Here is a 25695-nt window from a genome sequence, read left to right as displayed (position 1 = left end):
CCTAGAGGGCGTCGGGGCCGCGTTCACCGGTGCGGACGCGGATCGCGGTCTCGACGGGCAGGCTCCAGACCTTTCCGTCGCCGATCTTGCCGGTCCGCGCCGCCTTCACCACGACATCCAGCAGCTGGTCCGCGTCGTCGTCCTCGACCAGGATCTCGATCCGGATCTTGGGCACCAGGTCGACGGTGTACTCCGCGCCCCGGTAGACCTCGGTGTGGCCGCGCTGGCGGCCGTAGCCGCTGGCCTCGGTGACCGTGAGGCCGTGCACCCCGAACGCCTGTAGGGCCTCCTTGACCTCGTCGAGCCGGTGCGGCTTGATCACCGCGACGATGAGCTTCATGCGTCCACCTTCTTGTCACCGGCCGCCGTGTCGGCGGTCGAGGGAACCGTGCTGCTCGGCACCGAACCGGAGCCGGCCTGGCTGAAGTCGTACCCGGTCTCCGCGTGGTAGGCCAGGTCGAGGCCGGCGGTCTCCTCCTCCTCGGAGGCGCGGAAGCCCATCGTGGAGTCGATGATCTTGGCCAGGATCCAGGTGACGACGAAGGAGTACGCCATGACCGCGATGGCCGCGATGGCCTGGACCGCGAACTGGGCGAAGCCGCCGTCGTAGCCACCGGTCTCGTCGACGGCGAGGAAGCCGACCAGCAGGGTGCCCACGATGCCGCCGAAGAGGTGGACGCCGACCACGTCGAGGGAGTCGTCGTAGCCCAGCTTGTACTTCAGGCTGACGCCCCAGGCGCAGACCACACCGGAGACCAGGCCGATGAGGATGGCCCCGATCGGGTCGACGTTGGCGCCGGACGGGGTGATCGCGACGAGGCCGGCGATGGCGCCCGAGGCCGCGCCGAGGGTGGTGTAGGCGCCGTGGCGGACGCGCTCGTAGGCGAGCCAGCCGAGGACGGCGGTGCCGGTGGCGACCATGGTGTTGAGGGCCATCAGCGCGGCGGTGCCGTTGGCGGCCAGCTCGGAGCCGGCGTTGAAGCCGAACCAGCCGAACCACAGGAGGGCGGCGCCCAGCAGCACCATCGGCAGGTTGTGCGGACGCATCGGGTCCTTCTTGAAGCCGATGCGCTTGCCGATCACCAGGACGGCGGCGAGCGCGGCGATGCCCGCGTTGATGTGGACCGCGGTGCCGCCGGCGAAGTCGATCACGCTGGCGCCGTCGATCTCCAGATCGCCGATCCAGCCGTTCTCGCCCCAGACCCAGTGGGCGACCGGGAAGTAGACGACGGTGACCCAGAGGGCGATGAACACGGCCCAGGCGCTGAACTTCACCCGGTCCGCCAGGGCGCCGCTGATCAGGGCCGGGGTGAGCACGGCGAACATCAGCTGGAACACGGCGAAGGTGAGGAGCGAGTCGGCGCCCTCGACGTTCAGCATGCCGCTGAAGCCGAGGTAGTCGAAGTTGCCGATGATGCCGTTGCCCTCGCCGTTGACGCTGTCACCGAAGGTGATGCTGAAGCCGTAGAGCACCCACAGCACGCTGGAGATGCCGGTGGCGATGAAGCACATCATGAGCATGTTGAGTGCGCTCTTGACACGGATCATGCCACCGTAGAAAAAGGCGAGGCCAGGGGTCATCAGCATGACCATGGCGGCACAGATCACTACAAAAGCGATATCTGCTGCTTCCAACGTGACGTCTCCTCGTAAGAAAGTGCAACCGTGCGGGCAGGATGGGTCAAGATGCGCCACACGTTCCCCGAGGGCGGTTTCGGTCGATGCTCCGATGTGTTTCGCGGGCGTGACGATGGACGACCACGTGTTACACCGCAATGAAACAGTCGGAGGCCGGGACCGGGCGCGCTACTGTGTCCGACACCGTCGGAGGCACCCGTCGCGCCGAGCCGGCCGAGAGACAAGAACCGGCCGTGCCCTTGAGCCACCCGAGTGACCTGGCGGGGGAGCCGAGTCGAGCTCTTCGGGGTGGCGGGCACGGCCGGGGTCGGTGTCCTCCTCGGTGACTACACCGCCCTGCTGGCCTCGCTTTCCGGCAGTTCCTCCGTGAGCCGCTCGGTCAGCTGGGCGACCTCACGCACCTCGCCGAAATCCCTCCTGGCGGACGCCCAGGTGGTGCGCAGCCGGTTGCTCACCCGTTCGGAACGCAACCGGTTGGCCAGATCCAGCGCCTGCTCGGACAGCTGGACGCAGCCCTCGGGCTCGCGCGCCAACAGGTGCACGGTGGCCATGCCGATGAGGTTGAGTGCATACGACCGCTGGTGCCCTCCGCCGGAGTCGTCGGCGCACTCCTCGGCGAAGAGCCGGACCGCCTCCTCCATCAACGGGCGCGCGCGGGAGACATAGGTGGGGCTGCGGCCGGCGACATAGGCGAGGTCCCGGTAGGAGTGGGCGTTCTCGGCGAACAGCTCCGCGCGGGAGAAGAAGCGGAGCCAGGCCGGATCGGCGTCGCGCGGCCCGATCTCGGCGAACGCGTCCTCCGCCATCCGCACCGCGCGGTGGCACTTGGGCGGCTGCCCGAGCGAGGCGTAGGCCCTGGCCTCCATGGCGTACAGCAGCGCCTGGGTGCGCGCGGTGGCCTGCTCCCTGCTGCCGTACTGGGCGAGGTGGATCAGCTCCAACGCGTCCTCGGCGCGGCCCAGATGGATCATCTGGCGGCTCATCTGGGAGAGGATGTACGCCCCCAGCGGCCGGTCCTCCGCCTCCTTCGCCGCGTGCAGCGCGAGCACGAAGTACTTCTGCGCGGTGGGCTGGAGCCCCACGTCGTAGCTCATCCAGCCGGCCAGCTCCGCGAGTTCGGCTGTCACTCGAAAGAGTCGGCGGCGCACCCGGGGCGGGTGCGTCTCCTGGAGCAGGTCGGTCACCTCGTGCAGCTGGCCGACCACGGCCTTGCGGCGCAGGCCGCCGCCGCACTGCGCGTCCCAGTCGCGGAACTGGGCGGTGGCCTCCTCCAGTTGGTCCAGCTCGGCGCCGGAGATCCTGGTCAGCCTGCGGGGTTCGCCGGCCCCCGAGGTCGGCAGCGAGCTGAGCGTCGCCCCCTGGGGGCCCTCGGGCGCCGTGGGCGTGGGCACCAGCCAGCGCTGCATCGGCTCGATCAGGGCGGGCCCCGCCGACATGGTCAGCGAGGTGCCGAGGAAGCCCCGGCGGCCGAGCATCAGATCGCTCCGGGAGAACTCGTTGATCAGCGCGATCGTCTGGTTGCCCGCCCAGGGCAGGTCGATGCCCGAGACCGCGGCCGAGTGCGGGGCGGAGCGCAGCCCGAGGTCCTCCACGCTGACGACGCAGCCGAAGCGCTCGGAGAACAGCTCGGAGAGGATGCGTGGTATCGGCTCACGCGGCTGCTCGCCGTCCAGCCAGCGCCGCACCCGCGAGGTGTCCGTGCTGACATGGTGCGCGCCGAGCTGTCTCGCCCGTCGGTTCACCTGCCGGGCCAGCTCGCCCTTCGACCAGCCACTGCGGTGGAACCACGAGGTCAGCCGTTCGTTCGGCCGCCTGGCGGAGGCCCCGCCGCTGCCGTTGCCGCCCACGCTTACGCTCCGATCCCGGGAGTCCCTTGGTGGGGACGTTCCCTGCTGACATACCGTCTACGGTGCACTGAAAGTAATCCTACGATCACGCGCATGACGAGACCGCCATCGCAATCGCCACCATTCGCCACCCCTCCCGCCAGAACCTATTGCCCACCTCGCACGCTTCACTTGTACGCACGCTGTTCGAAGCCCAGCGAGGCGAAGCACGCCGGGGGCGTGCGCAGCCCGCCGTGCGCCCCCGGGCGCCGCCGGCGCGAGCCGTAACCTCGGCAGACCAGACCCGTTGGAGTGTGCATGGGTTTCACCATCGGCGGCATGCGGGAACGTGGCGAACCACGCCCGACGATCGGCCGGGCACGGCGTGCTCCCGGCCGCTCCCCGATGGACACCGCGATCGCCGAGTACGTCGGGCTCTGGGGCTGGGACGTCACCCCGGGCGCCGGCCTGCGGCTGGCGGCTGGCCGGCTACGCGCCGAGTGCTCCTGCGGACGCGCGGACTGCGCCCGTCCGGGCGCCCATCCGCTGCCGCCCGCCCGCACCATCCTCGCCGGCAGCCCGCTCGACCGCGCCCTCGACATCTGGGCGGACGCCAGGGCCGGCACGCCGTCCGCCACCGCCCTGCTCTCCACCGGCGTGGCCTTCGACGTGCTGGAGGTGCCCGAGTCGGTGGCCAGGGCAGCGCTCCCCCGTCTCGACCGCCTCGCCGTCCCGATGGGCCCGGTCGCGCTGGCCCCCGACGGGCGCGCCTGGTTCTTCGTCGCTCCCGGCGTCGCCGACGAACTCCCGCAGCTGCTCGACAAGTTGGGCTGGAGCAGCATCCGGCTCCGGCTCCGTGGCCTGGGCGCCGGCTGGCATATCGCGGCCCCGCCGTCCGACTTCGCCGGGCTCGGCGCCGTCGGCTGGCTGCGCCCGCCGGATCTGGAGACGGCGGCGACCCCGCCGTCGGCCAACCCGCTGCTCGGCGCCCTCGCCAGCCTCTGCCACCGGCTGTCGCCCGTCGAGCCCTAGTCGAGCAGCGCGTCCACGAACGCCTCGGGCTCGAACGGCGCGAGATCGTCGACGCCCTCGCCCAGGCCGACCAGCTTCACCGGCACCCCCAGCTCGCGCTGCACCGCCACCACGATGCCGCCCTTGGCGGTGCCGTCCAGCTTGGTCAGCGCGATCCCGGTGATGTCCACCACCTCGGCGAAGACCCGCGCCTGCACCAGGCCGTTCTGTCCTGTGGTGGCGTCCAGCACCAACAGCACCTCGTTCACCGGGCCCTGCTTCTCCACCACCCGCTTGACCTTGCCCAACTCGTCCATCAACCCGGTCTTGGTGTGCAGCCGACCGGCCGTGTCCACCAACACCACGTCGGCGCCCTCCGTGATGCCCTCCTTGACGGCGTCGAACGCCACCGACGCCGGATCGCCCCCCTCCGGGCCGCGCACCGTACGCGCGCCCACCCGCCGGCCCCAGGTCTGGAGCTGGTCGGCAGCGGCGGCACGGAAGGTGTCGGCGGCGCCCAGCACCACGGACCTGCCGTCCGCCACCAGCACCCGGGCCAGCTTCCCCGTGGTGGTGGTCTTCCCCGTGCCGTTGACGCCGACCACCAGCACCACGGCGGGGCGCTCCTCACCATCGGCGGAGACGCCGCCCTCGGTGTGCAGCGCGCGGTCCAGATCCGGCTCCAGCTGGACCAGCAGCTCCTCGCGGAGCAGCTCCTTCAGATCCTCGGGGGTACGCGTGCCCAACACCCGGACCCGCTCCCGCAGCCGCTCCACCAGCTCCTGCGTGGGACCGACCCCGATGTCAGCGGTCAGCAGCGTGTCCTCGATCTCCTCCCAGGTGTCCTCGTCGAGACGCTCCCGGGAGAGCAGCGTCAACAGGCCACGGCCCAGGGAGTTCTGCGAACGCGCCAACCGCGCGCGCAACCGCACGAGACGGCCGGCAGACGGCTCGGGGACCTCGATCTCGGGCTCCGCCGGGGGCGCGGTCTCGCCGGGGGCCGGCGGCAGCGCGACATCCTCGACGGTGGGGCGCTCCTCGTCGACCGGCGTCGCCGCGTCGTCACCGACCCTGGGCTCCTCCGGCGGCGCGGGACGCGTCGCGCTGCGCCCCCCCTCGCCCTCCGGCGGCGGCCCGGGCCGACGCCTGCGACTGACGACCAGGCCGCTGACCGCCACGACGGCGACCACGGCGATGACTGCGACGAGGAGAAGAGTGTCCATCGGTTCCCTTGGTGGTGCCCGGGCGCGGCGGCCGGGCGGCGAGGCGTCAGTGCGTGCGGCTCCTAAGGTAGCGCCCGGCGCACGGGCCGCGCGCGCCGGTGGGCCCGGGCCGGGGGCCGGTTCAGGAGAGTCGCTGGCTGATGACCTTGGAGACCCCGTCGCCCTGCATCGACACCCCGTAGAGCGCGTCGGCGACCTCCATCGTCCGCTTCTGGTGCGTGATCACGATGAGTTGGGAGCTGTCCTTCAACTCCCGCATGATGCGGATCAGCCGTTGCAGATTGGTGTCGTCCAGCGCGGCCTCCACCTCGTCCATCACATAGAACGGGCTGGGGCGCGCCTTGAAGATGGACACCAGCAGGGCCACGGCCGTCAGCGAGCGCTCGCCGCCGGAGAGCAGCGACAGGCGTTTGACCTTCTTCCCCGGGGGCCTGGCCTCCACCTCGACCCCGGTGGCGAGCATGTCGTCCGGGTCGGTCAGCACCAGCCGGCCCTCGCCGCCGGGGAAGAGCCGGCTGAAGACGCCCTCGAACTCCCTGGCGGTGTCGTGGTAGGCGGCGGTGAAGACCTCCTCAACCCGCTCGTCCACCTCCTTCACCATCTGCAACAGATCGGCCCGGGTCTTCTTGAGGTCCTCCAACTGCTCGCTCAGGAACTGGTGCCGCTCCTCCAGCGCGGAGAACTCCTCAAGCGCCAGCGGATTCACCTTGCCCAGCTGCTTGTAGGCGCGCTCGGCCGCCCGCAGCCGCTTCTCCTGCGCGGCGCGGACGAACGGCACCGGCTGGTTGCGCGGATCCTCGGGATCCGCCGGCAGTTCCTCGCCCTCGGCCGGCGGCGAGGGCGGCACCAGCTGGTCGGGACCGTACTCGGCGACCAGGCCCGCCGGCTCCACGCCGAGCTCCTCCAGCGCCCGCGCCTCCAACTGCTCGATGCGCAGCCGCTTCTCCGCGCCCAGCACCTCGCCCCGGTGCACCGAGTCCGTGAGCTTGTCCAGCTCGTCCTTCACCTCCCGCCCCGCCGACCGCTCCTGGTCCAGGGCCCGCTCGCGCTCCGCCTTGGCCGCCTCGGCCGCCGCGCGCTCCGCCTCGGCCCTGGCCAGCGACGCCTCGGCATGGGCGAGCAGCTGCCGCGCCCCGTCGGCGACCGCGCCCGCGACCTCGGCCTCGTGCCGCGCCCTGGCCCGGCGCCGCTCCGCCCTGGCCCTGGCCTCGCGCTCAGCGCGCGCCGAGCGGTCCAACGAGTCGGCGCGCCCCGCCAGACCGCGCACCCGCTCCTCGTGTGTGCGGACCTGGAGCCTGGCCTCCATCTCGGTCTGCCTGGCGTTGGCGCCGTCGGCGGCCAGCCGGTCGCGCACCGAGGTGTCGGGATCGTCCTCGTCCTCGCTCGTCTCCTCGGTGACGGCGAGCCGTTCGGCCAACTCCTCGGCCTGCTCCACGGCCCGGGTCAACTCCTGGGTGGCGCGCTCGACCGCGGCCTCGGCCCGTTCGGCCTCCCCCGCGGCGCCCCTGGACTGGCCGCCGAGCCGCCCGAGGTCCTGCGCCACGCTGGACCGCTCCCGTTCGGCCGCGCTGCGCCGCCGCGCCAGCTCCTCGACGGCCGCCGCAGCCGCCCGACGCCGTTCGACGGCCCTCTCGCGGGCGGCGGTCAACTCGACGGCGCGCGCGGCGAGCCGCTCCGCCTCGGCCTCCGCCTCGTCCACGGAGGCCCGCACCTCAAGCGTGCTGGGCGCGCCCGCCGAGCCGCCGTGCGCCAGGCGGCGGGAGAGCACATCGCCCTCGCCGGTGACGGCGGTCAGCGCCGGCCGCGCCGAGACCAGCCGCAGCGCGTCGTCCAGGGTGTCCACCACCACCACACCGGCCAACAGGCGGCGCACGGCCGGCAGCAGCGTGGCAGGCCCTCGCACCAGATCGACCGCCCAGCACCAGGGCGCGGGCGGCTCGTCGGCCGGCCGGCCGGCGCCCTCCTCGTCGTCGGCGGCGCCCACCAGCAGCGTGGCCCGCCCCGCGTCCTGCTTGCGCAGCCGCCGCAGCGCCTCGGCGGCCTCGGCGGGCCCGGCCACCGCGACGGCCTCGGCCGCCGCGCCCAGCGCGGCGGCGACCTGCACCTCGTACCCGGGGGTGACCGTCAACAGCTCGGCCGCCGGGCCCAGGACCCCGGCCAGTTCGTCGCCCGAGGCCAGCAGCGCGCCGGTGCCGTCCTTGCGGCGCAGGCCGAGCGCCAGCGCGTCGCGCCGGGCCGCGACGGCGGCGCGCTCCCGCTCCACCTCGCCGAGCCGCTCCCTGGCGCCGGTCAACGCGGTCTCGGCCTCGGCCAGTTCCGTCTTGGCCGCGTCATGGGCCTCGGCCAGCTCTCCGTCGTCTGCCTCCCGCCCGGCCACCTCGTCCCGCAGCGCCTCGTACTCGGCGCGGGCGGCGGCGGCGCGCTCCAGCGCCTCGTCCCGGCTGGCGGCCAGCCGGTCGATGTTGGCCTGCGCGGACGAGGCCCGGCCGCGCGCCGCGTTGACCTGGCCCTGGAGCCGGGCGAGGCCCTCGCGGCGGTCGGCCAGCGCGCGGGCGACGTCCTTGAGGCGGCGTTCCTCCCCCGCCAACGCCCGCTCCAGCTCGGCGCGGTGGGCGACGGTGTCCTCCAGCGCGACGCCGGCGGCCTCCAGCGCGGCGGTCAGCTCCGCCTCCTGCTCCCGCACCCGCGCCGCCTCGCGCTCCAGCTCCTCGGGCTCCCTGCCCCGGCGCTCCTCCGGCTGCTGGGCCGTCGCGCTGGTGACCCTGGCGTCCGCCAGGTTGACGGTGCCGCGCACCCGCTCGGCCAGCTGGGATAGCCCGTACCAGGTCTCCTGGGCGCGCCGCACCCGCGGTGTGAGGGTGCGGACCTCCTGCTCCAGCTCGCTCTCCCGGCGCAGCGCCGCCCTCAGGCGCTGTTCGGCCGTGTCCTTGCGCTCCTTGAGCGCCGCCTCGTCGGCCAGTTCGGCGCGTAGCGCGCCGCGCAGGGTGACCAGGTCGTCGGCGAGCAGACGCAGCCGGGCGTCACGCAGGTCGGCCTGGATCACGGCGGCCTTGCGGGCGACGGCGGCCTGCCGCCCCAACGGCTTGAGCTGACGGCGCAGTTCGTCGGTGAGGTCCTGCACCCGGGCGAGGTTGGCGCGCATGGCCTCCAGCTTGCGCAGCGCCTTCTCCTTGCGCTTGCGGTGCTTGAGCACCCCGGCGGCCTCCTCGATGAAGGCCCGGCGCCCGGTGGGGTCGGCGTGCAGCACGGAGTCCAACTGCCCCTGGCCGACGATGACGTGCATCTCCCGGCCGATGCCCGAGTCGGAGAGCAGCTCCTGGACGTCCAGCAGCCGGCAGGTGTCGCCGTTGATCTGGTACTCGCTGCCGCCGTTGCGGAACATCGTCCTGGTGATGGTCACCTCGGCGTACTCGATGGGCAGCGCGCCGTCCGCGTTGTCGATGGTGAGGGAGACCTCGGCGCGGCCCAGGGGCGGGCGGCCCGTGGTGCCGGCGAAGATGACGTCCTCCATCTTGCCGCCGCGCAGCGACTTGGCGCCCTGCTCGCCCATCACCCAGGAGAGGGCGTCCACCACATTGGACTTGCCCGAGCCATTGGGCCCGACGACGCACGTGATGCCGGGCTCGAAGCGCAGCGTCGTGGCCGAGGCGAAGGACTTGAACCCTCGCAGGGTGAGGCTCTTGAGGTGCACGCCGTCGGACTTTACCCGGCGCTCTTCCGGGATTAGCCGTTTCGACGCGGAGGAAGGGGGGCAGATCAGTGAGTAAGCCAGCCTGAGTCAGCGAGCGAACTCACTACGTCATGACATGACGAAGGGACGCCGAAGCGTCCCTCGCATGAGATATACCGCAAGCGGTTAGCGCCTAAGGCCAGCCTCCTCGTCGAGGTCAGGTCAGGGCGGGCTCCGCCTTGCGCACGTCGATGCCGTCAAGCATCCGGTCGCTCTGCCGAGCGGCGGCGGACAGCGCGTCGTTTTCGGCCTGAACCCGGATGAGCTGGGTCTCCAGGTCCTGGACGCGCTGCTGAAGCCGTCGCATCTCGGCGAGGACTCGGGGGTCGAAACCGCCGACGTGACCGAGAAGCGCCTTTGCCATGATGGATGGTCCTCCACACTGAGTGACCGACCGAAGCCGTTGGTAGGTCGTGAGGGATAACTTCCGCGACAGGCGCTCTGCCTCGTGTTCCATGGCCAGCCGGCAGAACCGCGCGGGACTTTCAGCGTCTCACCAAAAAGTGGGACGGTCAACACGATCACACCGCGTATCGCCCAGCGCGCCGTCTCGCACGGGTCTCGCCGGGTGGGCACGCCCCTGAGGATCATCGGGGGCCGGGGGTGCGTCGGAAGCTCCTTGAGCCGGAAGCCTTGCACGTCGCGCCGGGGATGGCAAGCAGTTTGGGGTGCTTTCCGCAGCCGGCGTGGGCGCGGCTCACCGGATGGTGAAGCCCTCGTAACCGTCGCGCGGTGTGTCCCATATCTCGGTGACACCGGCCACCCGGCCGGGTGTATCGCCGGCGCGCAGCCAGTTGAGGAGTCGCTCGCACCGCTCGCGCGCCCCCTCGGCGACCACCTGGACCCGCCCGTCCGCGAGGTTGGCGGCGAAGCCGGTCAGCTCGCCGATCTCCAGGGCCCGGGCGCGGGTGTACCAGCGGAAGCCGACGCCCTGGACCTGGCCGCGCACCCAGGCGGTCATCCGCACCCGGTCAGCCGACTCCCCGGGCTCCCACGTCCCGCTCGGCTCTCCTGCACGGCCCTCGGAACGATCTTCCGGCGCGGGTGTCGAACGTCGCATGTGACGCACGCTATCCGTTGTTTTACCTTCGCGGCCCTTCTCTGTACCACGCCATGCCGTACAGTCACGCGTTGAAACGGCACCCATTCGAGTGAAGTTTTGATCTCGAAATGGATGTGCCGCCAACGGAACGACACAACCGCACGACAGACAGAGGGAGGCGCTGCGCATGGGACGCCATCGTCGTCGGCGCGGGCACGCGCGTACCGGACTCATCGGTGCCTCCGCGGCCCTGACCGTGGGAGCGGTGGCCCTGGGCAGCGGCCTGATGCCGGGCCTCACCCAGCACTTCACCGGGGAGAGCGACACCGAACTCGACGCCGCGGGCAACCGGTCCGGCGCCCCGCTCGCCTCGGCGGAGCCAACCCCGGAGCGGGAGGAGCCGCGCGCGACGCGCGGTGCGGAGCGCGAGTCGGCCGAGGAGACGGAGGAGCCGGCCGAGGAGACGCCGTCGGCCGAGCCGGAGACCGAGGAGCCCAGCGAGGACCCCTCCCCCACCCCCAGCGAGGAGACCAGCGAGCCGTCCTCGCCGTCACCCGAGCCCGAGCCCGAGCCGAGCGACCCGCCGACCCAGCAGGAGGAGCAGCCCGCCTCCCCCGAGGTCCAGGCCGCCGAGGCCGTGCTGAGCCTGGTGAACCAGGCGCGCGGGCAGGCCGGTTGCCAGCCGCTGCGGCTGGACGCCGGGCTGACCAATGTGGCGCTCGCCCACAGCAGGGACATGGCCCAGCGCGGCTACTTCGACCACACCGACCCCGACGGCCGCACCCCCTGGGACCGCGCGGCCAACGCCGGCATCAGCAACATGGGCGGCGAGAACATCGCCATGGGGCAACCCGACGCCCAGTCGGTGATGGACGGCTGGATGAACAGCGAGGGGCACCGGGCCAACATCCTCAACTGCGACTTCACGACCATGGGCCTCGGCGCGCACTTCGCCGGCGGCGGACCGTGGTGGACCCAGACCTTCGGCTACTGAACGGCTACCGAGGCGGCCGTTGGCACTTCGGGCAGAAGTAGCTGGAGCGGTTCATCCAGGGGCGCCGCCGCACCGGCGTGGCACAGCGACGGCACGGTTCGTCCTCGCGCCCGTAGACGTCCAGGGAGCGATCGAAGTAACCGGACTCGCCGTTCACATTGACATAGAGGCTGTCGAAGCTGGTGCCGCCCACCGCCAACGCCGCCGTCATCACCTCGCGGACGCGGGTCAGCAGCTCGGTCGTGACCGGACGGGTGAGCGTGGCGGTGGGGCGCTCGTAGTGCAGCCGGGTGCGCCAGAGCGCCTCGTCGGCGTAGATGTTGCCCACCCCGCTGATCAGGGACTGGTCCAGCAGCGCCCGCTTGATCGTGGTGCGCTTGCGGCGCAGGGCCTGGTGGAAGGCGTCCTCGTCGAAGAGCGGGTCCAGCGGGTCCCTGGCGATATGGGCGATGACGTCGGGCAGTCCTTCGCCGAGCAGCGGATGGAGCGAGAGGCCGCCGAAGGTGCGCTGGTCGACGAAGCGCAGCTCGCCGGCCGCGGCGTCGGTGAACGTGATCCGCACCCTGAGGTGCTTCTCGTCCGGGGCGCGGCCCGGCTGCACCAACAGCTGGCCGCTCATGCCCAGATGGGCCAGCAGCGCCGCGTCGTCCCCCAACGGGAGCCAGAGGTACTTGCCGCGCCGGCGCGGAGCGGCGAAGGGAAGGCCCCGCAGCCGGTCGGCGAAGTCGACCGGGCCCGCGAGATGGCGGCGGATGGCGCGGGGATGGAGCACCTCGGCGCCGGCGATCGTCCGCCCGCCGATCCAGCGTTCGAGGCCGCGCCGGACGACCTCGACCTCGGGAAGCTCAGGCAACGGGAGCCCCGCCGGCGGCGGCGCCGTCCGCCTTCTCCCCCTCGGCCGTGGCGTTCGCGGCGGCCTCGGCAGCCGCGGCGTCGAGGGCGGAGCGAATGGCCCGCCAGGCCGTCTCGGCCGCCTGCTGCTCGGCCTCCTTCTTGCTGCGCCCCGTGCCCATGCCGTAGGTCTGGCCGCCGACCCTGGCCGCGGCGGTGAACGTCTTCTCGTGGTCGGGGCCGCTCTCCCCGATCACATACTCGGGCACGCCAAGGCCCTCGGCCGCGCTCAGCTCCTGGAGGCTGGTCTTCCAGTCCAGGCCGGCGCCGAGGTTGGACGAACGCTCGATCACCGGATCGAACAGCCGGTGCACCAGGGCATCGGCGGCGTCCAGGCCCTGGTCCAGATAGACCGCGCCGATCACCGCCTCCAGGGTGTCGGCCAGAATGGACGCCTTGTTCCGGCCGCCCGTGCCCTCCTCGCCCCGGCCGAGCCTGACGAAGGCGCCGAGATCGAGACCGCGCGCCACCTCCGCCAGCGCCCGGGCCTGGACCACGGCGGCTCGCAGCTTGGCGAGCTGCCCCTCGGCCAGATCCGGGTGGCGGCGGTAGAGCGTGTCGGTGACCACAAGACCGAGCACCGAGTCGCCGAGGAACTCCAGGCGCTCGTTGGTCGGCAGGCCGCCGTTCTCGTAGGCGTAGCTGCGGTGAGTCAGGGCACGCACCAGAAGGGCGGGCTCCAGCTGATAGCCGAGCCGCCCTTCCAGCGTCGCGAGGGACGCGGCGATGTCGGCCGCTGCCTGGGGCTGCGGCTGCGACCTCCTGGCGTGTGCCATGACGCCTGTCACCCGCCGATCAGACGTCGAGAACCTGACGACGGTTGTAGGTACCGCAGTTGGAGCACGCGATGTGCTGGAGCCTCGGCTCCTGGCAGCGCTCGCAACGCACCAGATTCGGGGCAGCGGCCTTCCACTGCGACCGGCGGTGGCGCGTGTTGCTGCGCGACATCTTCCGCTTCGGAACAGCCACGGCTAATTCTCCTGTGGTTCGTCCCCGCGGTCGCGGGGAGCCTTCGTTTGCTTGTCTTGCCCGGCGGGCGCCTCCGAGGACCTGGCCTCGGCGAACTCCCGCAGCGCGGCCCATCGGATGTCGATGGACTCGTCGTGCTCATGATCCGGATCCGCCGCGAGCGGCACCCCGCAGTCGGGGCACAGCCCTGGGCAGTCCTCCTGACACATCGGGCGCAGTGGCAGGGACAGCACCACCGCGTCCCGCAGCACGGGCTCCAGATCCAGCAGGTCGCCCTGAAGGAACAGCCTCTCCTCGTCCCCCTCCTCGTCGTCCCCGGCGTCCGCGAAGCGGGCCGAGAACTCGGAGTCCGGGTAGGAGAACATCTCCTGGAAGTCCGCCGTGCCCTCGCGGGTCAGCGGCTCCAGACACCTGACGCACTCCCCCGCCAGCGGGAAACGGACGGTGCCGGTGATCAGCACCCCTTCCATCACCGACTCCATGCGCAGCTCGATCTCCAACGGAGACCCCTCGGGCACCCGGATGACCTCGACCCCGAGATCCGCTGGCGCCTCGACCGTCCGCGACAGCCGCTTGAGCGTACCGGGACGCCGCCCCAGCTCACGTGTGTCGAACACGAGAGGGGCTCGGTGGTCCAGCGGGGCGTTCAGGGCTGTCTGCTTTCTCGCGAGGGCTGCGGGGTGACCGCGCATGTCGGCTCCCGGGTAGTGGGGAACCGAGCGGGCAGCCGTGACACCCGGGGGTGCTCACGACCGAAGGGCCAGCATACGGCACGGGCCCGCCCGGGGCCCAATCCGCCCGAGCGTCGCCATCAGGGGCCGATCAGGGCTGCCCCTGCTGGTAGTTGCGCAGTTGCTCCGGGTCGATCATCTGGGTGTCGAAGAGGCTGGTCTCGTCCAGCACGCCCTGCCCCTGGTAGCCGTAGCCCTGCCGCTGCTGGGCGGCCGTGGGCTCCGCGGCGGCCGAGCCGTAGTCGTAGCCGTCGGCGCCGTAGCCCTGCTGGCCATAGGCGGTCTGTCCGTAGGAGCCCTGCTGCTGGTAGCCGTCCCCCTGGTAGCCGGCCTCGGCATAGCCCCCCTGGCCGTACTCCTGCCCGTAGCTCTCCTCGCCATAGGACTGCGCCGGGTAGCCGGCGGTGGCGTAGGGCTGCCGCTCCGGCACCGCCGGCAGCTGGGCGGGGGCCTGCGGCGGGGCCGCCGGCGGCACCGGGCTCTCCCCGGGCGCCTGCTGGACGTCCCGCCGGGGCTGCGGAACGCCCAGGTAGTCATAGGTGTCCTGCTCGCCGACCGGCCGGCCGAAGTAGTCCGTCGGCTGGCCGTCGTCGGCCGCCTCCTGGGCCGCCACATGCTCGGCCAACTCGTCGATGGGGCGGTGTCCGGTGAGCTTCTGCCGCCCCCGGCCCACCGCCTCAAGCGTCTTGCGGAGCACCGCCTCGATGGCGCCGAACTGGGCCTCGACATAGGCGTCCGCCTGCCGCAACAGCTCGGCCGGGTCGCCTCGTTCGGGGCCGAGGAGCTTGGTGCGACCACGGTCGACCGAGCCGATGGTCTTGCCGAGGACCACTTCGAAGTTGGCCAGCTTGCTGTCGACGTAGTCGTCGGCCTCGACCTTGATCTCGTCGGCGGCGGCGCGCGCCTCCGCGAGGATGCGGGCCGCCTCGGACTGGGCCTGCTGGACGATCTCGGTGCCGTCGACCAGCGTGGAGCGCTCCGCCCGGGCGGCCTCCACCACCTGCCTGGCCTCCTCGCGCGCGTCGGCGACCACCTGCTCGCGGTCCCCGAGCACCTCCCTGGCCTGCGCCAGGGAGCCGGGCAGCGCATCGCGCACCTCTTCCAGACCGGTGAGCAACTCGGCCCTGTTGATCACACAGGAGGCCGACATGGGCATGCCTCGGGCGTTGCTGACCGTCGCGACGATCTCGTCGAGTTTCCGCTGTACGTCCACGGAAGCGACTGTACGGGCAACGGCACGCGGACGGGGACCCGTCCGGGGTGCGTGAAACGCGCAGAGGCGCGCGCGGGGGGCTCGTGGGGGCGCTCAGGGCCGGGCGAGCCGTTGCCTCAACTGGCCCAGGACCACCTCGGGGACCAGGTGGGAGATGTCGCCGCCCCAGGCCGCCACCTCCTTGACCAGGCTGGAGGAGAGGAAGCTGTAGGCGGGGTTGGTCGGGATGAACAGCGTCTCGACACCGGAGAGCCCGTTGTTCATCTGCGCCATCTGCAGTTCGTAGTCGAAGTCGCTGACGGCGCGGAGCCCCTTGACGATCGCCGGGATGTCCCGCTGCTTGCAGTAGTCGACCAGCAGGCCGTGGAACGCCTCGACCTGGACGTTGTCGTAGTTCTTGACGGACTCCTCGATCAGGGCGATCCGCTCGTCCACCGTGAACAGCCCCTGCTTGGACTTGTTGATCATCACGGCGATGTGCACCACGTCGTACAGCCGTGACGCTCTGGCCACGATGTCGAGATGGCCATTGGTGATGGGGTCGAAGGACCCCGGACAGACTGCGCGGCGCAACGGCCTCTCCTCGTTCGGCCGGCCACTCACGGCCGGTCACCTTCGTCGTCGGCGATGAACCCGCCATACCAGAGCGTGCCCTCGCCATAGCGGCGGGAACGCAGCCCCTCGAACCCCGTCGGCCACCGGAAGGCACCGCCTCTGGTGCTCCGCTCCACGGTGACCAGCGCGTCGGCCGCCAGCCAGCCACCTTCCCGCAGCGAGCGCAGGACATGCGCCACCGCTTCGTCCTCGACCGCGTACGGCGGGTCGAGGAAGGCCAGTTGGTAGGGAGCCGACTCCGGTGGGGACTCGACCACGCGCTCGGCCTTGGCCATGCGCGGCTCGGCGCCCGGCAGGCCGAGGGCGCTGACGTTGGCCCTGATCGTGGCGACGGCCCTGGGATCGGGCTCGACCAGCAGGGCGTGGGCCGCCCCCCGGGAGAGCGCCTCAAGGCCCACCGCGCCCGAGCCGGCGTAGAGGTCGAGCACCCTGGCCCCGTCCAGCGGTCCGAAGAGCGCGGACCAGGTGGAGAAGAGGCCCTCGCGCGCCCGGTCCGAGGTGGGCCGGGTCCCCTGCCCTGGCGGCACGGCCAGTCGCCGTCCACCTGCCGTCCCGGCGATCACGCGGGTCATGGGTCCTCACAGCGCTCATGTCCATCGGCCTTGGGGCACCACGCTATACGGCGCGGCGCGCGGGGACGCGCCGAGGTGCGCCGGGGGACCTCGGGGCCAGGAGCCGGGGTCAGCGATCACCTCCGTGCGCCCGGCCGTGCCGCCTGGCGGCGCGGCTGGCGCTCGCCTCGTCGGCATAGACCTCGCAGACCAACTGGCGCTCCTCGGTGAGATCGTGCTCCAGCTCGTAGAGACGGACCTCACTGGCGTCCGGCATCAGGAAGGCGTGTTCGTAGAGGGAGCACCAGCCTCGACCGCCGTATCCGGCGCGCGGCTCGGCGAGCCGGCCGATGTCGTAGCCGAGGGCCGAGGAGAGCTGCCCGAGGGTGTCCTCCCCCGGGCGGTCGGCGTTGACCGCGCGCCGCAGCAGTCGGCGCGCGTGGTCGGCGGCGTCCCGGCCCGGGTAGGCCCGGCGGCCGGAGCCGCGGGACCCGGCGTCCAGCCCCTGGGCGAACTCCTCCCCCGGAACGTCCCGATTCCCATTCTCCAGCAGTTCTCCCAGCTCAGGGGCTGGCCCCGGCCGCGGCTCGGCCGATGCTGCTGGCTGTTCGGTCATGCGTTTTCCTCCCGGTACGACGCCGTCGCGGGGCTCAGCGCGGGCACACACCGTAGTCCTCCCGCTTCGACCAGGGGGGCGGTTTTACGAAAACCCGAACCCTCCCGCGAGCCCCCTTGGGACAGTGCTGGTCAGACGCTCGGGACGGCTCGGCCGAAGCGGCCGGACGCGGAGCCGTCGTTCGTTGACAGGGCGCCATGCCCTCGAGCAACTCCCGGGAATGCACCGTGTGTTCCCGGGTGGAACAGCGCGGGCGGCCCTATTCTTCCGACCGCCGCCGTCAGGCGGGTGGGCCGAACGGCCCAGCCGCGCCGGTCGTTCAGCCCTTCTCCAGGAACTCCTCGCGCTCCGCGTCCAGCAGGGCGTCCAGCGTCACCTTCAGATCGGGCGCCGAGGCGAGCTCCGGATCCGCGGCGACCAGCGCGGTGGCCTCGGCGCGGGCCTCGACGATGGTCTCCTCGTCCGCGATGACGGTGAGCATCCGCAGGCTGCTGCGCCCGCCGGACTGCGCCTGGCCCAGCACATCGCCCTCGCGGCGCTGCTCCAGATCGATCCGGGACAGCTCGAAGCCGTCCGTGGTGGCGGCGACGGCCGCCAGCCGCTGCCGGGCGGGGCCGCCGTCGGCCGCGTCGGTGACCAGCAGGCACAGCCCTGGCGCCGCCCCCCGGCCGACCCGGCCGCGCAGTTGGTGGAGTTGGGAGACGCCGAAGCGGTCCGCGTCCATGATCACCATCACCGTGGCGTTGGGCACGTTGACGCCCACCTCGATCACCGTCGTGGCGACCAGCACGTCGACGCCGCCGGCGGCGAAGCGGCGCATCACCTCGTCCTTCTCCTCCGGGGCCAGCCGGCCGTGCAGCACCTCGACCCGCAGCCCGCGCAGCGGGCCGCCGGCCAGCTCCTCGGCGACGTCGAGCACCGCGAGGGGCGGGCGGCGCTCCTCGCCCTCGCCGCCGTCGGGGGCGCCGTCGGCCGCGTCGTCGTCCCTGGCCTTGCCGCCCTTGGGGTCCGCGTCGTCGCCGATCCTCGGGCAGACCACATACGCCTGATGGCCCGAGGCGACCTCCTCGCGGACCCGGTCCCAGGCGCGGCTGAGGAAGTGCGGCTTGTCCCTGGCCGGGACGAGATGGCTGGCGATCGGCGAGCGTCCCGGGGGCAGTTGGTCCAGCACCGAGGTCTCAAGATCGCCGAAGACCGTCATGGCGACGGTGCGCGGGATCGGCGTGGCCGTCATCACCAGGAGGTGCGGCGGGCGCTCGCCCTTGGCGCGGAGCGCGTCGCGCTGCTGGACGCCGAAGCGGTGCTGCTCGTCCACCACGACCAGGCCCAGATCCGCGAAGCTCACCTGGTCCTCGATCAGCGCGTGGGTGCCGATGACGATGCCGGCCTGGCCGCTGGCCGCCTCCAGGAGCGCGGCGCGGCGGGCCCTGGCCCCCATGGACCCCGTCAACAAGGCGACCCTGGTGGCGCGTTCGGCGCCGCCGAGCAGGCCGGCGTCGGCCAGCTCACCGAGCATCTCCGTGATGGAGCGGTGGTGTTGCTGGGCGAGCACCTCGGTGGGCGCCAGCAGCGCGGACTGGCCGCCGGAGTCGGCGACGGCCAGCATGGCGCGGAGCGCGACCAGCGTCTTGCCGCTGCCCACCTCGCCCTGGAGCAGCCGGTGCATGGGGTGCTCGGCGGCGAGGTCGGCGAGGATCTCCGCCGAGACCCGCTCCTGCCCCTCGGTGAGCGCGAACGGCAGCCGCTGGTCGAACGTGGTGAGCAGCCCTTCGGCGGCGGGGACGCGGGCCCTGCCGGGCAGTTGGGCGCCGGCGCGCCGGCGTCTGGCGAGGGCGACCTGGAGGACGAACGCCTCGTCCCACTTGAGCCGGGCGCGGGCCGCCGCGATATCCGCCCGGTCGCGCGGGCGGTGCGCCTTCTCCAGGGCCTCGGGGAGCGACAGCAGCGCGCGCCGCTCGCGCAGCCCCTCGGGCAGCGGATCGACGATCCCGCGCCAGTCGGTGGCGGCCAGCGAGTCGAGCAGCAGGCCGACCGCCTTGGCGATGCGCCAGGACTCCAACTGCTTGCACGCCGGATAGATCGGCAGCGGGCGTCCGGCGAACTCCTCGACGGCCGTGGAGTCGCTCTCCTCGTCGAGCAACTCGTAGGCGGGGTGGGAGAGCTGGAGCTCCCGCTGGAAGCGGGAGACCTTGCCGGCGAACATGCCGCGCCGGCCGGGCAGCAGCACCCGCTCGTGGTGGTGGACGGCCCGCCGGCCGAAGAAGACCAGGCGCAGCCGGCCCCTGCCGTCGGTGAGCGTGACCTCGAAGCGCAGCCCCCGCCCGTTGTTGAACGGGCGGGTGCGGGCGTCGGCGATCTCGGCGACCACCGTGACGTGCTCGTCCAACGGCAGCGCGCTGAGCGAGGTCAGCTCGCCGCGCTCGGCGTAGCGCCTGGGGTAGTGGTGCAGCAGGTCTCCGACCGTGCGCAGGTCGAGATGGGCGGCCATCACCTTGGCGGTGGTGCCGCCGACAACGGTGGCGAGGGGATCGTGCGGGGCGGTCACGGTGCCCATTGCACACCATGGCGCTGACAATCGCGGTGGCCAGGCCCGCCGTGGGCCGCGCCGTTCACTCCACGCCGATGAGCAGGGGCACGGACTGGTGCCCCGCGCAGAGGACGGTGTCCACGCCCAGGTGCTCCTGGCGGATCAGCTCGGTCAGCTCACGGGCCAGCTCGGCGGGGGCGTCGGCGCCCAGCACCAGGGTGACCAGCTCGCCGCCTCCGGCCAACATCCGGGCCAGCACCAGCGCGGCGACCTCGGAGACCCCGCCCCCGATCACCGCGACGTCCCCGTCCACCAGGCCCAGCACATCGCCCTGTTGGCAGACGCCGGCCATGGTCCACGACTGGCGCTCGGCCACGCTGACCTCGCCGAACCGGGTGGCGCCGGCGGCGGCCGTCATGGCCACCACATCCTCGTCGAAGCGCCGCTCGGCGGTGTGCACGGCCAGCGCCGCTATCCCCTGGACCGGCGAGCGGGTGGGCACGACGGCGACCCGCACCCCCTCGGCGCGGGCCTGCTCCGCGGCTGCCGCGGCGGCGTGCCACAGCTCCTTGTCGTTGGGCAGCAGGACGACCTCCCCCGCCCTGGCGCTGGCGATGGCGGCGGCCAGCTCGCCGCCGCCGGGGCGCTCCCCGGGGCGGACGGTCAGCGTGGTCGCCCCCGCCTCCGCGCACAGGCCGGCCAGCCCCGGGCCCGGCAGCACCGCGACCACGGCGCGTCCACGGGGGGTGGCCGGCTCGGCCGCGACGGTCGGGGCGAGCGCGGTGATCCGCACGCGGTGCGGCCGGCCGGCCGCGATGCCCGCCTCGACGGCGGGCCCGGCCTCCTGGGTGTGCACATGGACGTGCCAGAGACCGTCGCCGCCCACCACCACGAGCGAGTCGCCCAGCGCGTCGAGACGCTCGCGCAGCGGGGGGATCGCGGTGTCCTCGGCGTCCAGCAGAAAGGTCACCTCGTAGCCGGGGTCGCCGTGGGAGGCGTCGGCACACGGCTGGGGACGGGATACCCGGGAAACCTGGCCGCGCGGCGGGCGGTGGCGCGGCGTCTCGACGGGCGGGCCGCCGAAGAGCGCGGCGTCCAGCGCGTCCAGCACGGTGACCAGGCCGCTTCCGCCGGCGTCCACCACTCCGGCCCTGGCCAGTTCCGGCAGCTGCTCGGGCGTCGCGGCGACCGCCGCCCTGGCCGCGACGCGGGCCGCGGTCAGCACGGCGGCGGTGTCGCCCGGCGTCGCGGCGGCGGCCGTGGCCGCCGCCGACGCCACCGTGAGCATGGTCCCCTCCACCGGGCGCGCCACCGCAAGGCGCGCGGAGTCGGCGGCGTGCGCCAGCGCCGTCCGCAGGGTGTCGGCGGTGGCCGGTTCGGGGGCGGCGGCGAGCACCTCGGCCATGCCGCGCAGGAGTTGCGCCAGGATGGTGCCCGAGTTGCCGCGCGCGCCGATCAACGCGCCGTGCGCCAGCGCGCGCGCCGCCTCCCCGAGGCTGGGCTCGCCGGCCTCGGCCGCGGCCACCGCCTGGGCGGCCGACTCGACCGTGAGATAGAGGTTGGTCCCGGTGTCGCCGTCGGGCACCGGGTAGACGTTGATCGCGTCGATCTCCTCCCGGGCGGCGCCCAGCGCGTCCAGGGCCAGCCGGCTCCAGCGACATACCGCCCCGGCGTCGAGCGGCTGGGGCACGTGGAACCTCCCGGGCTAGGGTGAACGGCGGGTGCAGCTTAAGCCCTGGTCCGGCCGGGGGAGCGATTTCGCTCATCGGGAAAGCCCGAGGTATGCTGCCCCGGTTGCCTGATGTCCTCGTCTGTGCGTCGGGCGCACGCTCCGGAGCGGCACGTTCCGGATTCCCGTACGTTTCTGTCTTCCCCGCCTCGCGTGGGGCTGACCCGTCTTTGGAGTGACCCGTGGCTGCCAACTGCGATGTCTGCGGCAAGGGGCCGGGCTTCGGCAACAGCATCTCCCACTCGCACCGCCGCACGCCCCGCCGTTGGAACCCCAACATCCAGCGGGTGCGTACCGTGATCAATGGGACGCCGAAGCGCCTGAACGCCTGCACCTCGTGCATCAAGGCGGGTAAGGTCTCGCGCTGATCGTCGGCGCGTACGCGCCGCCATCGGCCGCTCAAGCCGGCTCACCCTCGGGGTGGGTCGGCTTCTCGCGTTCCCGCCCCGAGCGCGACGGACTCAGCCGGGGTACCCGTGGTCCACGGGCCCGATCCCGGCGCCCAGCGCGAAGCCCCCGGCTATCGCGCCCGTGACGTAGTCCTTCGCCGCGGCCACCGCCACCGGGAGCGCGTCCCCGTGCGCCAGCCTGGCGGCGATCGCCGAGGCCAGCGTGCAACCGGTGCCATGGGTATGGCGGTTGTCGTGCCGGGGCGCGCGCAGCCAGTGCCGCTCGGTGCCGTCGGTGAGCAGATCGACGGCCTCGCCCGGCAGATGGCCGCCCTTGACCAGCGCCCAACGCGGCCCGAGCGCCAGCAGCGCCTCGGCGGCCCTGGGCAGGTCCGCCTCCTCGGCCACCTGGACGCCGGTGAGTTGGGCGACCTCGGCCAGGTTGGGCGTGACCACCGTGGCCGTGGGCAGCAGCAGCGTGCGCACCGCGTCCAGCGCCTCGGGCGCCAGCAGCGCGTCGCCGTGCTTGGAGACGCCCACCGGATCGATCACCACGGGGGCCTCGACGGTGCGGAGCAACTCGGCGACGGCCTCGACGAGTTCGACGCCGGCCAGCATCCCGGTCTTCACCGCCCCGGCACCGATGTCGTCCATCACGCTGCGGAACTGCGCCCTCACCGCCTCGGCGGGCAGCTCCCAGAAGCCCTGCACGCCAAGGGAGTTCTGCGCGGTGACGGCGGTGATCACGCTCATGCCATGGGTGCCGAGCGCCAACATCGTCTTGAGGTCGGCCTGGATACCGGCGCCACCGCCCGAGTCGGAACCCGCGACGGTGAGCACACGAGGGGGTGCCTGCATGGGGACGAGCCTACTGATCGGCCCGGTCAGCCCGCGAAGTGGTCCCAGCCGCCGGCCTTCTCCCAGGGCGCGCCGTCCACCGTGATCCGGGGCGGCGCGGCGCCACCAGGCCCCGGCACCGCGCCCCGCCCCCGGCTGGGCAGCACCTCGCCGATCACCCGCCACCGCGCGGGCAGCTTGGTCTCGGGCGGGAAGGTGGCCACGATCGCGTGGTCCTCGCCCCCGGTGAGGACCCAGTGCAGCGGGTCGACGCCGACGGCGGAGCCGATGTCGTTCATCTGCGCGGGCATGTCGAGGGCCGCCGACTCGATGTCGATCCGCACCTTGCTGCCCTGCGCGATATGGCCGAGGTCCGCGATCAGCCCGTCGCTGACGTCGGTCATGGCGGTGGCGCCCAGGGCCGCCCCCGCCGGCCCGGCCGGGTAGGGCGGCTCCGGCCTGCGGTGTGCCTCGACGAAGGCGCGCGGCGAGCGGAAGCCCCGGGAGAGGACGGCGTGCCCGGCCGCCGACCAGCCCAACCAGCCGGTGACGGCGACCAGATCGCCGGGCCTGGCGCCCGTCCTGGTGACGGGCTCACGGCCGGCCAGGTCCCCCAGGGCGGTGATGGAGACGATGATGCTGTCGCCGCGCACCACGTCCCCGCCGGCCACCCCGGCGCCGGCGACCTGGCACTCGTCGCGGATGCCGTCCATCAGCTCGACCGGCCAGGTGGCCGGGAGTTCCGCGGGAACCACGAGCCCGAGCAGCACGGCGCTCGGGGTGGCCCCCATGGCGGCGATGTCGGCGAGGTTCTGCGCCGCGGCCTTGCGGCCCACGTCGTAGGCGGTGGACCAGTCGCGGCGGAAGTGGCTGCCCTCCACCAGGATGTCGGTGCTGGCGACCACCCGTCGGTCGGGTGCGGCGACCACCGCGGCGTCGTCCCCCGGGCCAAGCCGTACCGCGGGGGTCCCGCTGATCCGGGAGGTCAACTCCCGAATCAGCCCGAACTCCCCGAGCGCCCCCACACTGCCCTTCACTCAGCTCTCCTCATGCTCTTTCGTGCGCCGACCGGTGCCTCGATCCGCCCGACCAACTCCGGACACGGTCTCCCCGTGCTGGTCATGACGCGCTACGGTAGCGCCCCCGCTCCTCGAAGCCGCTGTGGAGGACCCGTGGTGCAGGCGTACATCCTGATCCAGACCGAGGTGGGCAGGGCGTCCATCGTGGCCGAGGAGATCTCCGGACTGCCGGGAGTGATCCAGGCCGACGATGTCACCGGACCCTACGACGTCATCGTCAGGGCCGAGGCGGAGAGCGTGGACGAACTCGGACGCCTCGTGGTGGCGAAGGTGCAGGGGGTTCCCGGCATCACTCGCACCCTGACCTGCCCCGTCGTTCATCTGTAGCGCCCCGTTATGCTCGCCGCGTGACCTCCACCGTACGCCGCGCCCCCGTGGTCCTCGCCGCCGTCCTGGCCCTGGGCGCCTGTTCGTCGGCGGACGGGGCGCCGGCCGTCGAGGTGCCGACGCCGACGGGCGAAGCGGCCGACGCCTGCCGCGCGCTGGCCGAGGCGCTGCCGGACGTGGTGGACGGCGAGGAACGTCAAGTCCTCGACGAGGACACGCCGTTCGCGGCGGCCTGGGGCTCACCCGCGATCGTGCTGCGCTGCGGCGTGGAACGCCCAGCGGCCCTCACCCCGGGCAGCGAGACCTACGACCCGATCGGGGCCGAGGTGGTGGGCGTCGACGCGGTGTCCTGGCTGCTGGAGGAGCGGGGGGACGGCATCAGGTTCACCACCACGGAGCGCGAGGTCCTCGTCGAGATGACGGTGCCGGACGCCTACGCGCCCGAGGTCAACCCGCTGCTTGACGTGGCCGCCCCGATCGACCGGCACATACCGCTGGACGAGCTGTACCGCACGGACGACCCGTCCGCCGAGGCCCAGGACGAGGGGCAGGGCGAGGGGGACGGCCACGCTCACCACTGAGGCCGCCCCCGCCGCCTACCTCAGCCCGCTGGAGCGCCGCAGGGCGGCCTGGATCAGCTCGTCGATCAGCTGGGCGTAGCCCACGCCCGACGCCTCCCACATCCGGGGGAACATCGAGATCGGGGTGAAGCCCGGCATGGTGTTGATCTCGTTGATGACGAACTCGCCGTTCTCCAGGAGGAAGAAGTCGGCGCGCACCAGCCCCTCGCAGGACGCGGCCTCGAACGCCTCGACGGCCAGCGCCCGCACCCGCTCCGTCTGCTCCTCGGTGAGCGGGGCGGGCACCAGGCCCTCGGCCGAGTCGATGTACTTGGCCTCGAAGTCGTAGAAGTCGTGGCTGGAGACCGGCGGGATCTCCGCCGGCAGGCTCGCCCGGGGGCCGTCCTCGAACTCCAGCACGCCGCACTCGATCTCACGGCCGACCAGCTGCGCCTCGATCACCACCTTGGGGTCATGCCGCTGCGCCTCGGCGATGGCCGCCGGCAGCCCCTCAGGACCGGTGACCCGGGAGATCCCGATGGAGGAGCCGGCCCGCGCCGGCTTCACGAAGACCGGCCAGCCGTGTTCGGCGGCGAACTCCTCGACCCCGGCCAGCGCGCCGGCCTCGTCCCGCCGCCACTCCCGGGGGCGGATCACCAGATAGGGGCCGACGGCCAGACCGAAGGACGTGAAGACCCGCTTCATGTAGTCCTTGTCCATGCCGATCGCCGAGGAGAGCACCCCGGCCCCGACATAGGGGACGCCGGACATCTCCAGCAGCCCCTGGATGGTGCCGTCCTCGCCGAACGGGCCGTGCAGCAGCGGAAGCACCACATCGACCTCGCCGAGATCCTTGGGCACCGAACCGGGCTCGCTGTACACCACCTCGCGCCGGGACGGGTCGACCGGCAGCACCACGCCGCCGACGCCGGGCTCGGCGATGCCCTCGACGCTGGGCAGCGCGCCGTCGGAGATCGCCATCCGGTCCGGCTCGTCCGCGGTCAACGCCCAACGGCCGTCGGTGGCGATGCCGATGGGCAACACGTCGTAGCGGGAACGGTCGATGGCCCGCAGCACGGCACCCGCCGTCACCACCGAGATGGTGTGCTCGGAAGAGCGACCACCGAAGACCACGGCCACACGGGGCTTGCTGCGCTGGGAAGGGGACTCGCTGCTCATCACTCTCCGAGGTTACCT

At 72.7% G+C, this 25695-nt stretch carries 26 protein-coding genes; 5 read left to right on the top strand and 21 right to left on the bottom strand.

Annotation, left to right across the window (positions count from 1 at the left end; translation table 11 throughout):
• Window position 1: 1 nt before the first annotated feature.
• The 4 genes from K4G22_RS24170 to K4G22_RS31705 all read right to left on the bottom strand — a co-directional run bounded on the left by K4G22_RS24170 (window position 2) and on the right by K4G22_RS31705 (window position 3784).
• Window positions 2–340, bottom strand: coding sequence for a P-II family nitrogen regulator (locus K4G22_RS24170; RefSeq protein WP_062205909.1), 339 nt, complete (start codon window positions 338–340; stop codon window positions 2–4).
• Window positions 337–1635 carry an ammonium transporter gene (locus K4G22_RS24165; RefSeq protein ID WP_228082445.1) on the bottom strand — a complete coding sequence of 433 codons (1299 nt, stop codon included), beginning with the start codon at window positions 1633–1635 and terminating at the stop codon, window positions 337–339. The genes K4G22_RS24170 and K4G22_RS24165 overlap by 4 nt, the downstream gene beginning before the upstream one ends.
• 329 nt (window positions 1636–1964) lie before the next feature.
• Entirely contained in the window at window positions 1965–3485 is a 1521-nt protein-coding gene (gene nsdA / locus K4G22_RS24160) for a transcriptional repressor NsdA (RefSeq protein WP_228082444.1), read from the bottom strand.
• 167 nt (window positions 3486–3652) lie between these two features.
• Window positions 3653–3784, bottom strand: a complete 132-nt coding sequence (locus K4G22_RS31705) for a hypothetical protein (protein ID WP_265590249.1) — start codon at window positions 3782–3784, stop codon at window positions 3653–3655.
• Here K4G22_RS31705 and K4G22_RS24155 point away from each other — a divergent pair.
• A complete protein-coding gene (locus tag K4G22_RS24155) occupies window positions 3783–4496 on the top strand; it encodes a bifunctional DNA primase/polymerase (protein WP_228082443.1) in 714 nt (237 codons plus the stop codon). The two genes, K4G22_RS31705 and K4G22_RS24155, sit on opposite strands and share 2 nt — an antisense overlap.
• Here the strand turns inward: K4G22_RS24155 and ftsY are convergent.
• The 4 genes from ftsY to K4G22_RS24135 all read right to left on the bottom strand — a co-directional run bounded on the left by ftsY (window position 4493) and on the right by K4G22_RS24135 (window position 10395).
• Window positions 4493–5698, bottom strand: a complete 1206-nt coding sequence (gene ftsY, locus K4G22_RS24150; RefSeq protein WP_228082442.1) for a signal recognition particle-docking protein FtsY — start codon at window positions 5696–5698, stop codon at window positions 4493–4495. The two genes, K4G22_RS24155 and ftsY, sit on opposite strands and share 4 nt — an antisense overlap.
• 121 nt (window positions 5699–5819) lie before the next feature.
• A complete protein-coding gene (gene smc / locus K4G22_RS24145; protein WP_228082441.1) occupies window positions 5820–9389 on the bottom strand; it encodes a chromosome segregation protein SMC in 3570 nt (1189 codons plus the stop codon).
• Window positions 9390–9585: 196 nt separating this feature from the next.
• Window positions 9586–9792, bottom strand: coding sequence for a hypothetical protein (locus K4G22_RS24140; RefSeq protein ID WP_062205893.1), 207 nt, complete (start codon window positions 9790–9792; stop codon window positions 9586–9588).
• A gap of 333 nt (window positions 9793–10125) precedes the next feature.
• Window positions 10126–10395, bottom strand: a complete 270-nt coding sequence (locus K4G22_RS24135; RefSeq protein ID WP_265590274.1) for an acylphosphatase — start codon at window positions 10393–10395, stop codon at window positions 10126–10128.
• A 262-nt stretch (window positions 10396–10657) separates the two neighbouring features.
• Here K4G22_RS24135 and K4G22_RS24130 point away from each other — a divergent pair, with 262 nt between their 5' ends.
• Window positions 10658–11464: a CAP domain-containing protein gene (locus K4G22_RS24130; RefSeq protein WP_228082440.1), complete on the top strand. Its 807-nt coding sequence runs from the start codon at window positions 10658–10660 to the stop codon at window positions 11462–11464.
• 4 nt (window positions 11465–11468) lie between these two features.
• On the opposite strand, the gene mutM is transcribed toward K4G22_RS24130, so the two are convergent.
• The 10 genes from mutM to K4G22_RS24080 form a co-directional block, all read right to left on the bottom strand.
• Complete coding sequence (gene mutM / locus K4G22_RS24125) at window positions 11469–12317, bottom strand: bifunctional DNA-formamidopyrimidine glycosylase/DNA-(apurinic or apyrimidinic site) lyase (RefSeq protein ID WP_228082439.1); 849 nt, start codon at window positions 12315–12317, stop codon at window positions 11469–11471.
• A complete protein-coding gene (gene rnc, locus K4G22_RS24120; RefSeq protein WP_228082438.1) occupies window positions 12310–13131 on the bottom strand; it encodes a ribonuclease III in 822 nt (273 codons plus the stop codon). The genes mutM and rnc overlap by 8 nt, the downstream gene beginning before the upstream one ends.
• A gap of 19 nt (window positions 13132–13150) precedes the next feature.
• Window positions 13151–13324 (bottom strand): 50S ribosomal protein L32, encoded by a 174-nt coding sequence (gene rpmF, locus K4G22_RS24115; protein ID WP_078856454.1) that lies wholly within the window; start codon window positions 13322–13324, stop codon window positions 13151–13153.
• Window positions 13325–13326: 2 nt separating this feature from the next.
• Window positions 13327–14016: a YceD family protein gene (locus K4G22_RS24110; protein WP_228082437.1), complete on the bottom strand. Its 690-nt coding sequence runs from the start codon at window positions 14014–14016 to the stop codon at window positions 13327–13329.
• Window positions 14017–14146: 130 nt separating this feature from the next.
• The gene (locus K4G22_RS24105; RefSeq protein ID WP_228082436.1) at window positions 14147–15268 is read right to left on the bottom strand and encodes a F0F1 ATP synthase subunit B; all 1122 of its coding nucleotides are present in this window, start codon (window positions 15266–15268) and stop codon (window positions 14147–14149) included.
• Window positions 15269–15361: 93 nt separating this feature from the next.
• Window positions 15362–15841 carry a pantetheine-phosphate adenylyltransferase gene (coaD, locus tag K4G22_RS24100; protein WP_228082435.1) on the bottom strand — a complete coding sequence of 160 codons (480 nt, stop codon included), beginning with the start codon at window positions 15839–15841 and terminating at the stop codon, window positions 15362–15364.
• A gap of 26 nt (window positions 15842–15867) precedes the next feature.
• Complete coding sequence (gene rsmD / locus K4G22_RS24095; RefSeq protein ID WP_228082434.1) at window positions 15868–16455, bottom strand: 16S rRNA (guanine(966)-N(2))-methyltransferase RsmD; 588 nt, start codon at window positions 16453–16455, stop codon at window positions 15868–15870.
• Between the two features lie 109 nt (window positions 16456–16564).
• On the bottom strand, window positions 16565–17050 hold the full coding sequence (locus K4G22_RS24090; RefSeq protein WP_228082433.1) for a DUF6227 family protein: 486 nt from the start codon (window positions 17048–17050) through the stop codon (window positions 16565–16567).
• 319 nt (window positions 17051–17369) lie between these two features.
• On the bottom strand, window positions 17370–19604 hold the full coding sequence (recG, locus tag K4G22_RS24085) for an ATP-dependent DNA helicase RecG (protein ID WP_228082432.1): 2235 nt from the start codon (window positions 19602–19604) through the stop codon (window positions 17370–17372).
• A gap of 55 nt (window positions 19605–19659) precedes the next feature.
• The gene (locus K4G22_RS24080; RefSeq protein WP_228082431.1) at window positions 19660–21267 is read right to left on the bottom strand and encodes a DAK2 domain-containing protein; all 1608 of its coding nucleotides are present in this window, start codon (window positions 21265–21267) and stop codon (window positions 19660–19662) included.
• Between the two features lie 221 nt (window positions 21268–21488).
• Between K4G22_RS24080 and rpmB the strand changes: the two genes are divergently transcribed.
• Window positions 21489–21674 carry a 50S ribosomal protein L28 gene (gene rpmB / locus K4G22_RS24075; RefSeq protein WP_078856452.1) on the top strand — a complete coding sequence of 62 codons (186 nt, stop codon included), beginning with the start codon at window positions 21489–21491 and terminating at the stop codon, window positions 21672–21674.
• 93 nt (window positions 21675–21767) lie between these two features.
• On the opposite strand, the gene thiD is transcribed toward rpmB, so the two are convergent.
• The gene (gene thiD / locus K4G22_RS24070) at window positions 21768–22553 is read right to left on the bottom strand and encodes a bifunctional hydroxymethylpyrimidine kinase/phosphomethylpyrimidine kinase (RefSeq protein ID WP_228082430.1); all 786 of its coding nucleotides are present in this window, start codon (window positions 22551–22553) and stop codon (window positions 21768–21770) included.
• 26 nt (window positions 22554–22579) lie between these two features.
• Complete coding sequence (locus K4G22_RS24065; protein ID WP_228082429.1) at window positions 22580–23569, bottom strand: thiamine-phosphate kinase; 990 nt, start codon at window positions 23567–23569, stop codon at window positions 22580–22582.
• A gap of 135 nt (window positions 23570–23704) precedes the next feature.
• Between K4G22_RS24065 and K4G22_RS24060 the strand changes: the two genes are divergently transcribed.
• Both K4G22_RS24060 and K4G22_RS24055 read left to right on the top strand, forming a co-directional pair.
• Window positions 23705–23938 (top strand): Lrp/AsnC family transcriptional regulator, encoded by a 234-nt coding sequence (locus K4G22_RS24060; RefSeq protein WP_228082428.1) that lies wholly within the window; start codon window positions 23705–23707, stop codon window positions 23936–23938.
• A gap of 20 nt (window positions 23939–23958) precedes the next feature.
• Window positions 23959–24519, top strand: coding sequence for a DUF3515 domain-containing protein (locus K4G22_RS24055; protein WP_228082427.1), 561 nt, complete (start codon window positions 23959–23961; stop codon window positions 24517–24519).
• Window positions 24520–24534: 15 nt separating this feature from the next.
• Here the strand turns inward: K4G22_RS24055 and K4G22_RS24050 are convergent, their stop codons facing one another.
• A complete protein-coding gene (locus tag K4G22_RS24050; protein WP_228082426.1) occupies window positions 24535–25677 on the bottom strand; it encodes a D-alanine--D-alanine ligase family protein in 1143 nt (380 codons plus the stop codon).
• Window positions 25678–25695: the final 18 nt, after the last annotated feature.

The organism is Streptomyces profundus (assembly GCF_020740535.1).
GTDB classification, from domain to species: Bacteria; Actinomycetota; Actinomycetes; order Streptomycetales; family Streptomycetaceae; genus Streptomyces; species Streptomyces profundus.
This window is presented reverse-complemented; position numbering and strand designations above follow the sequence as displayed.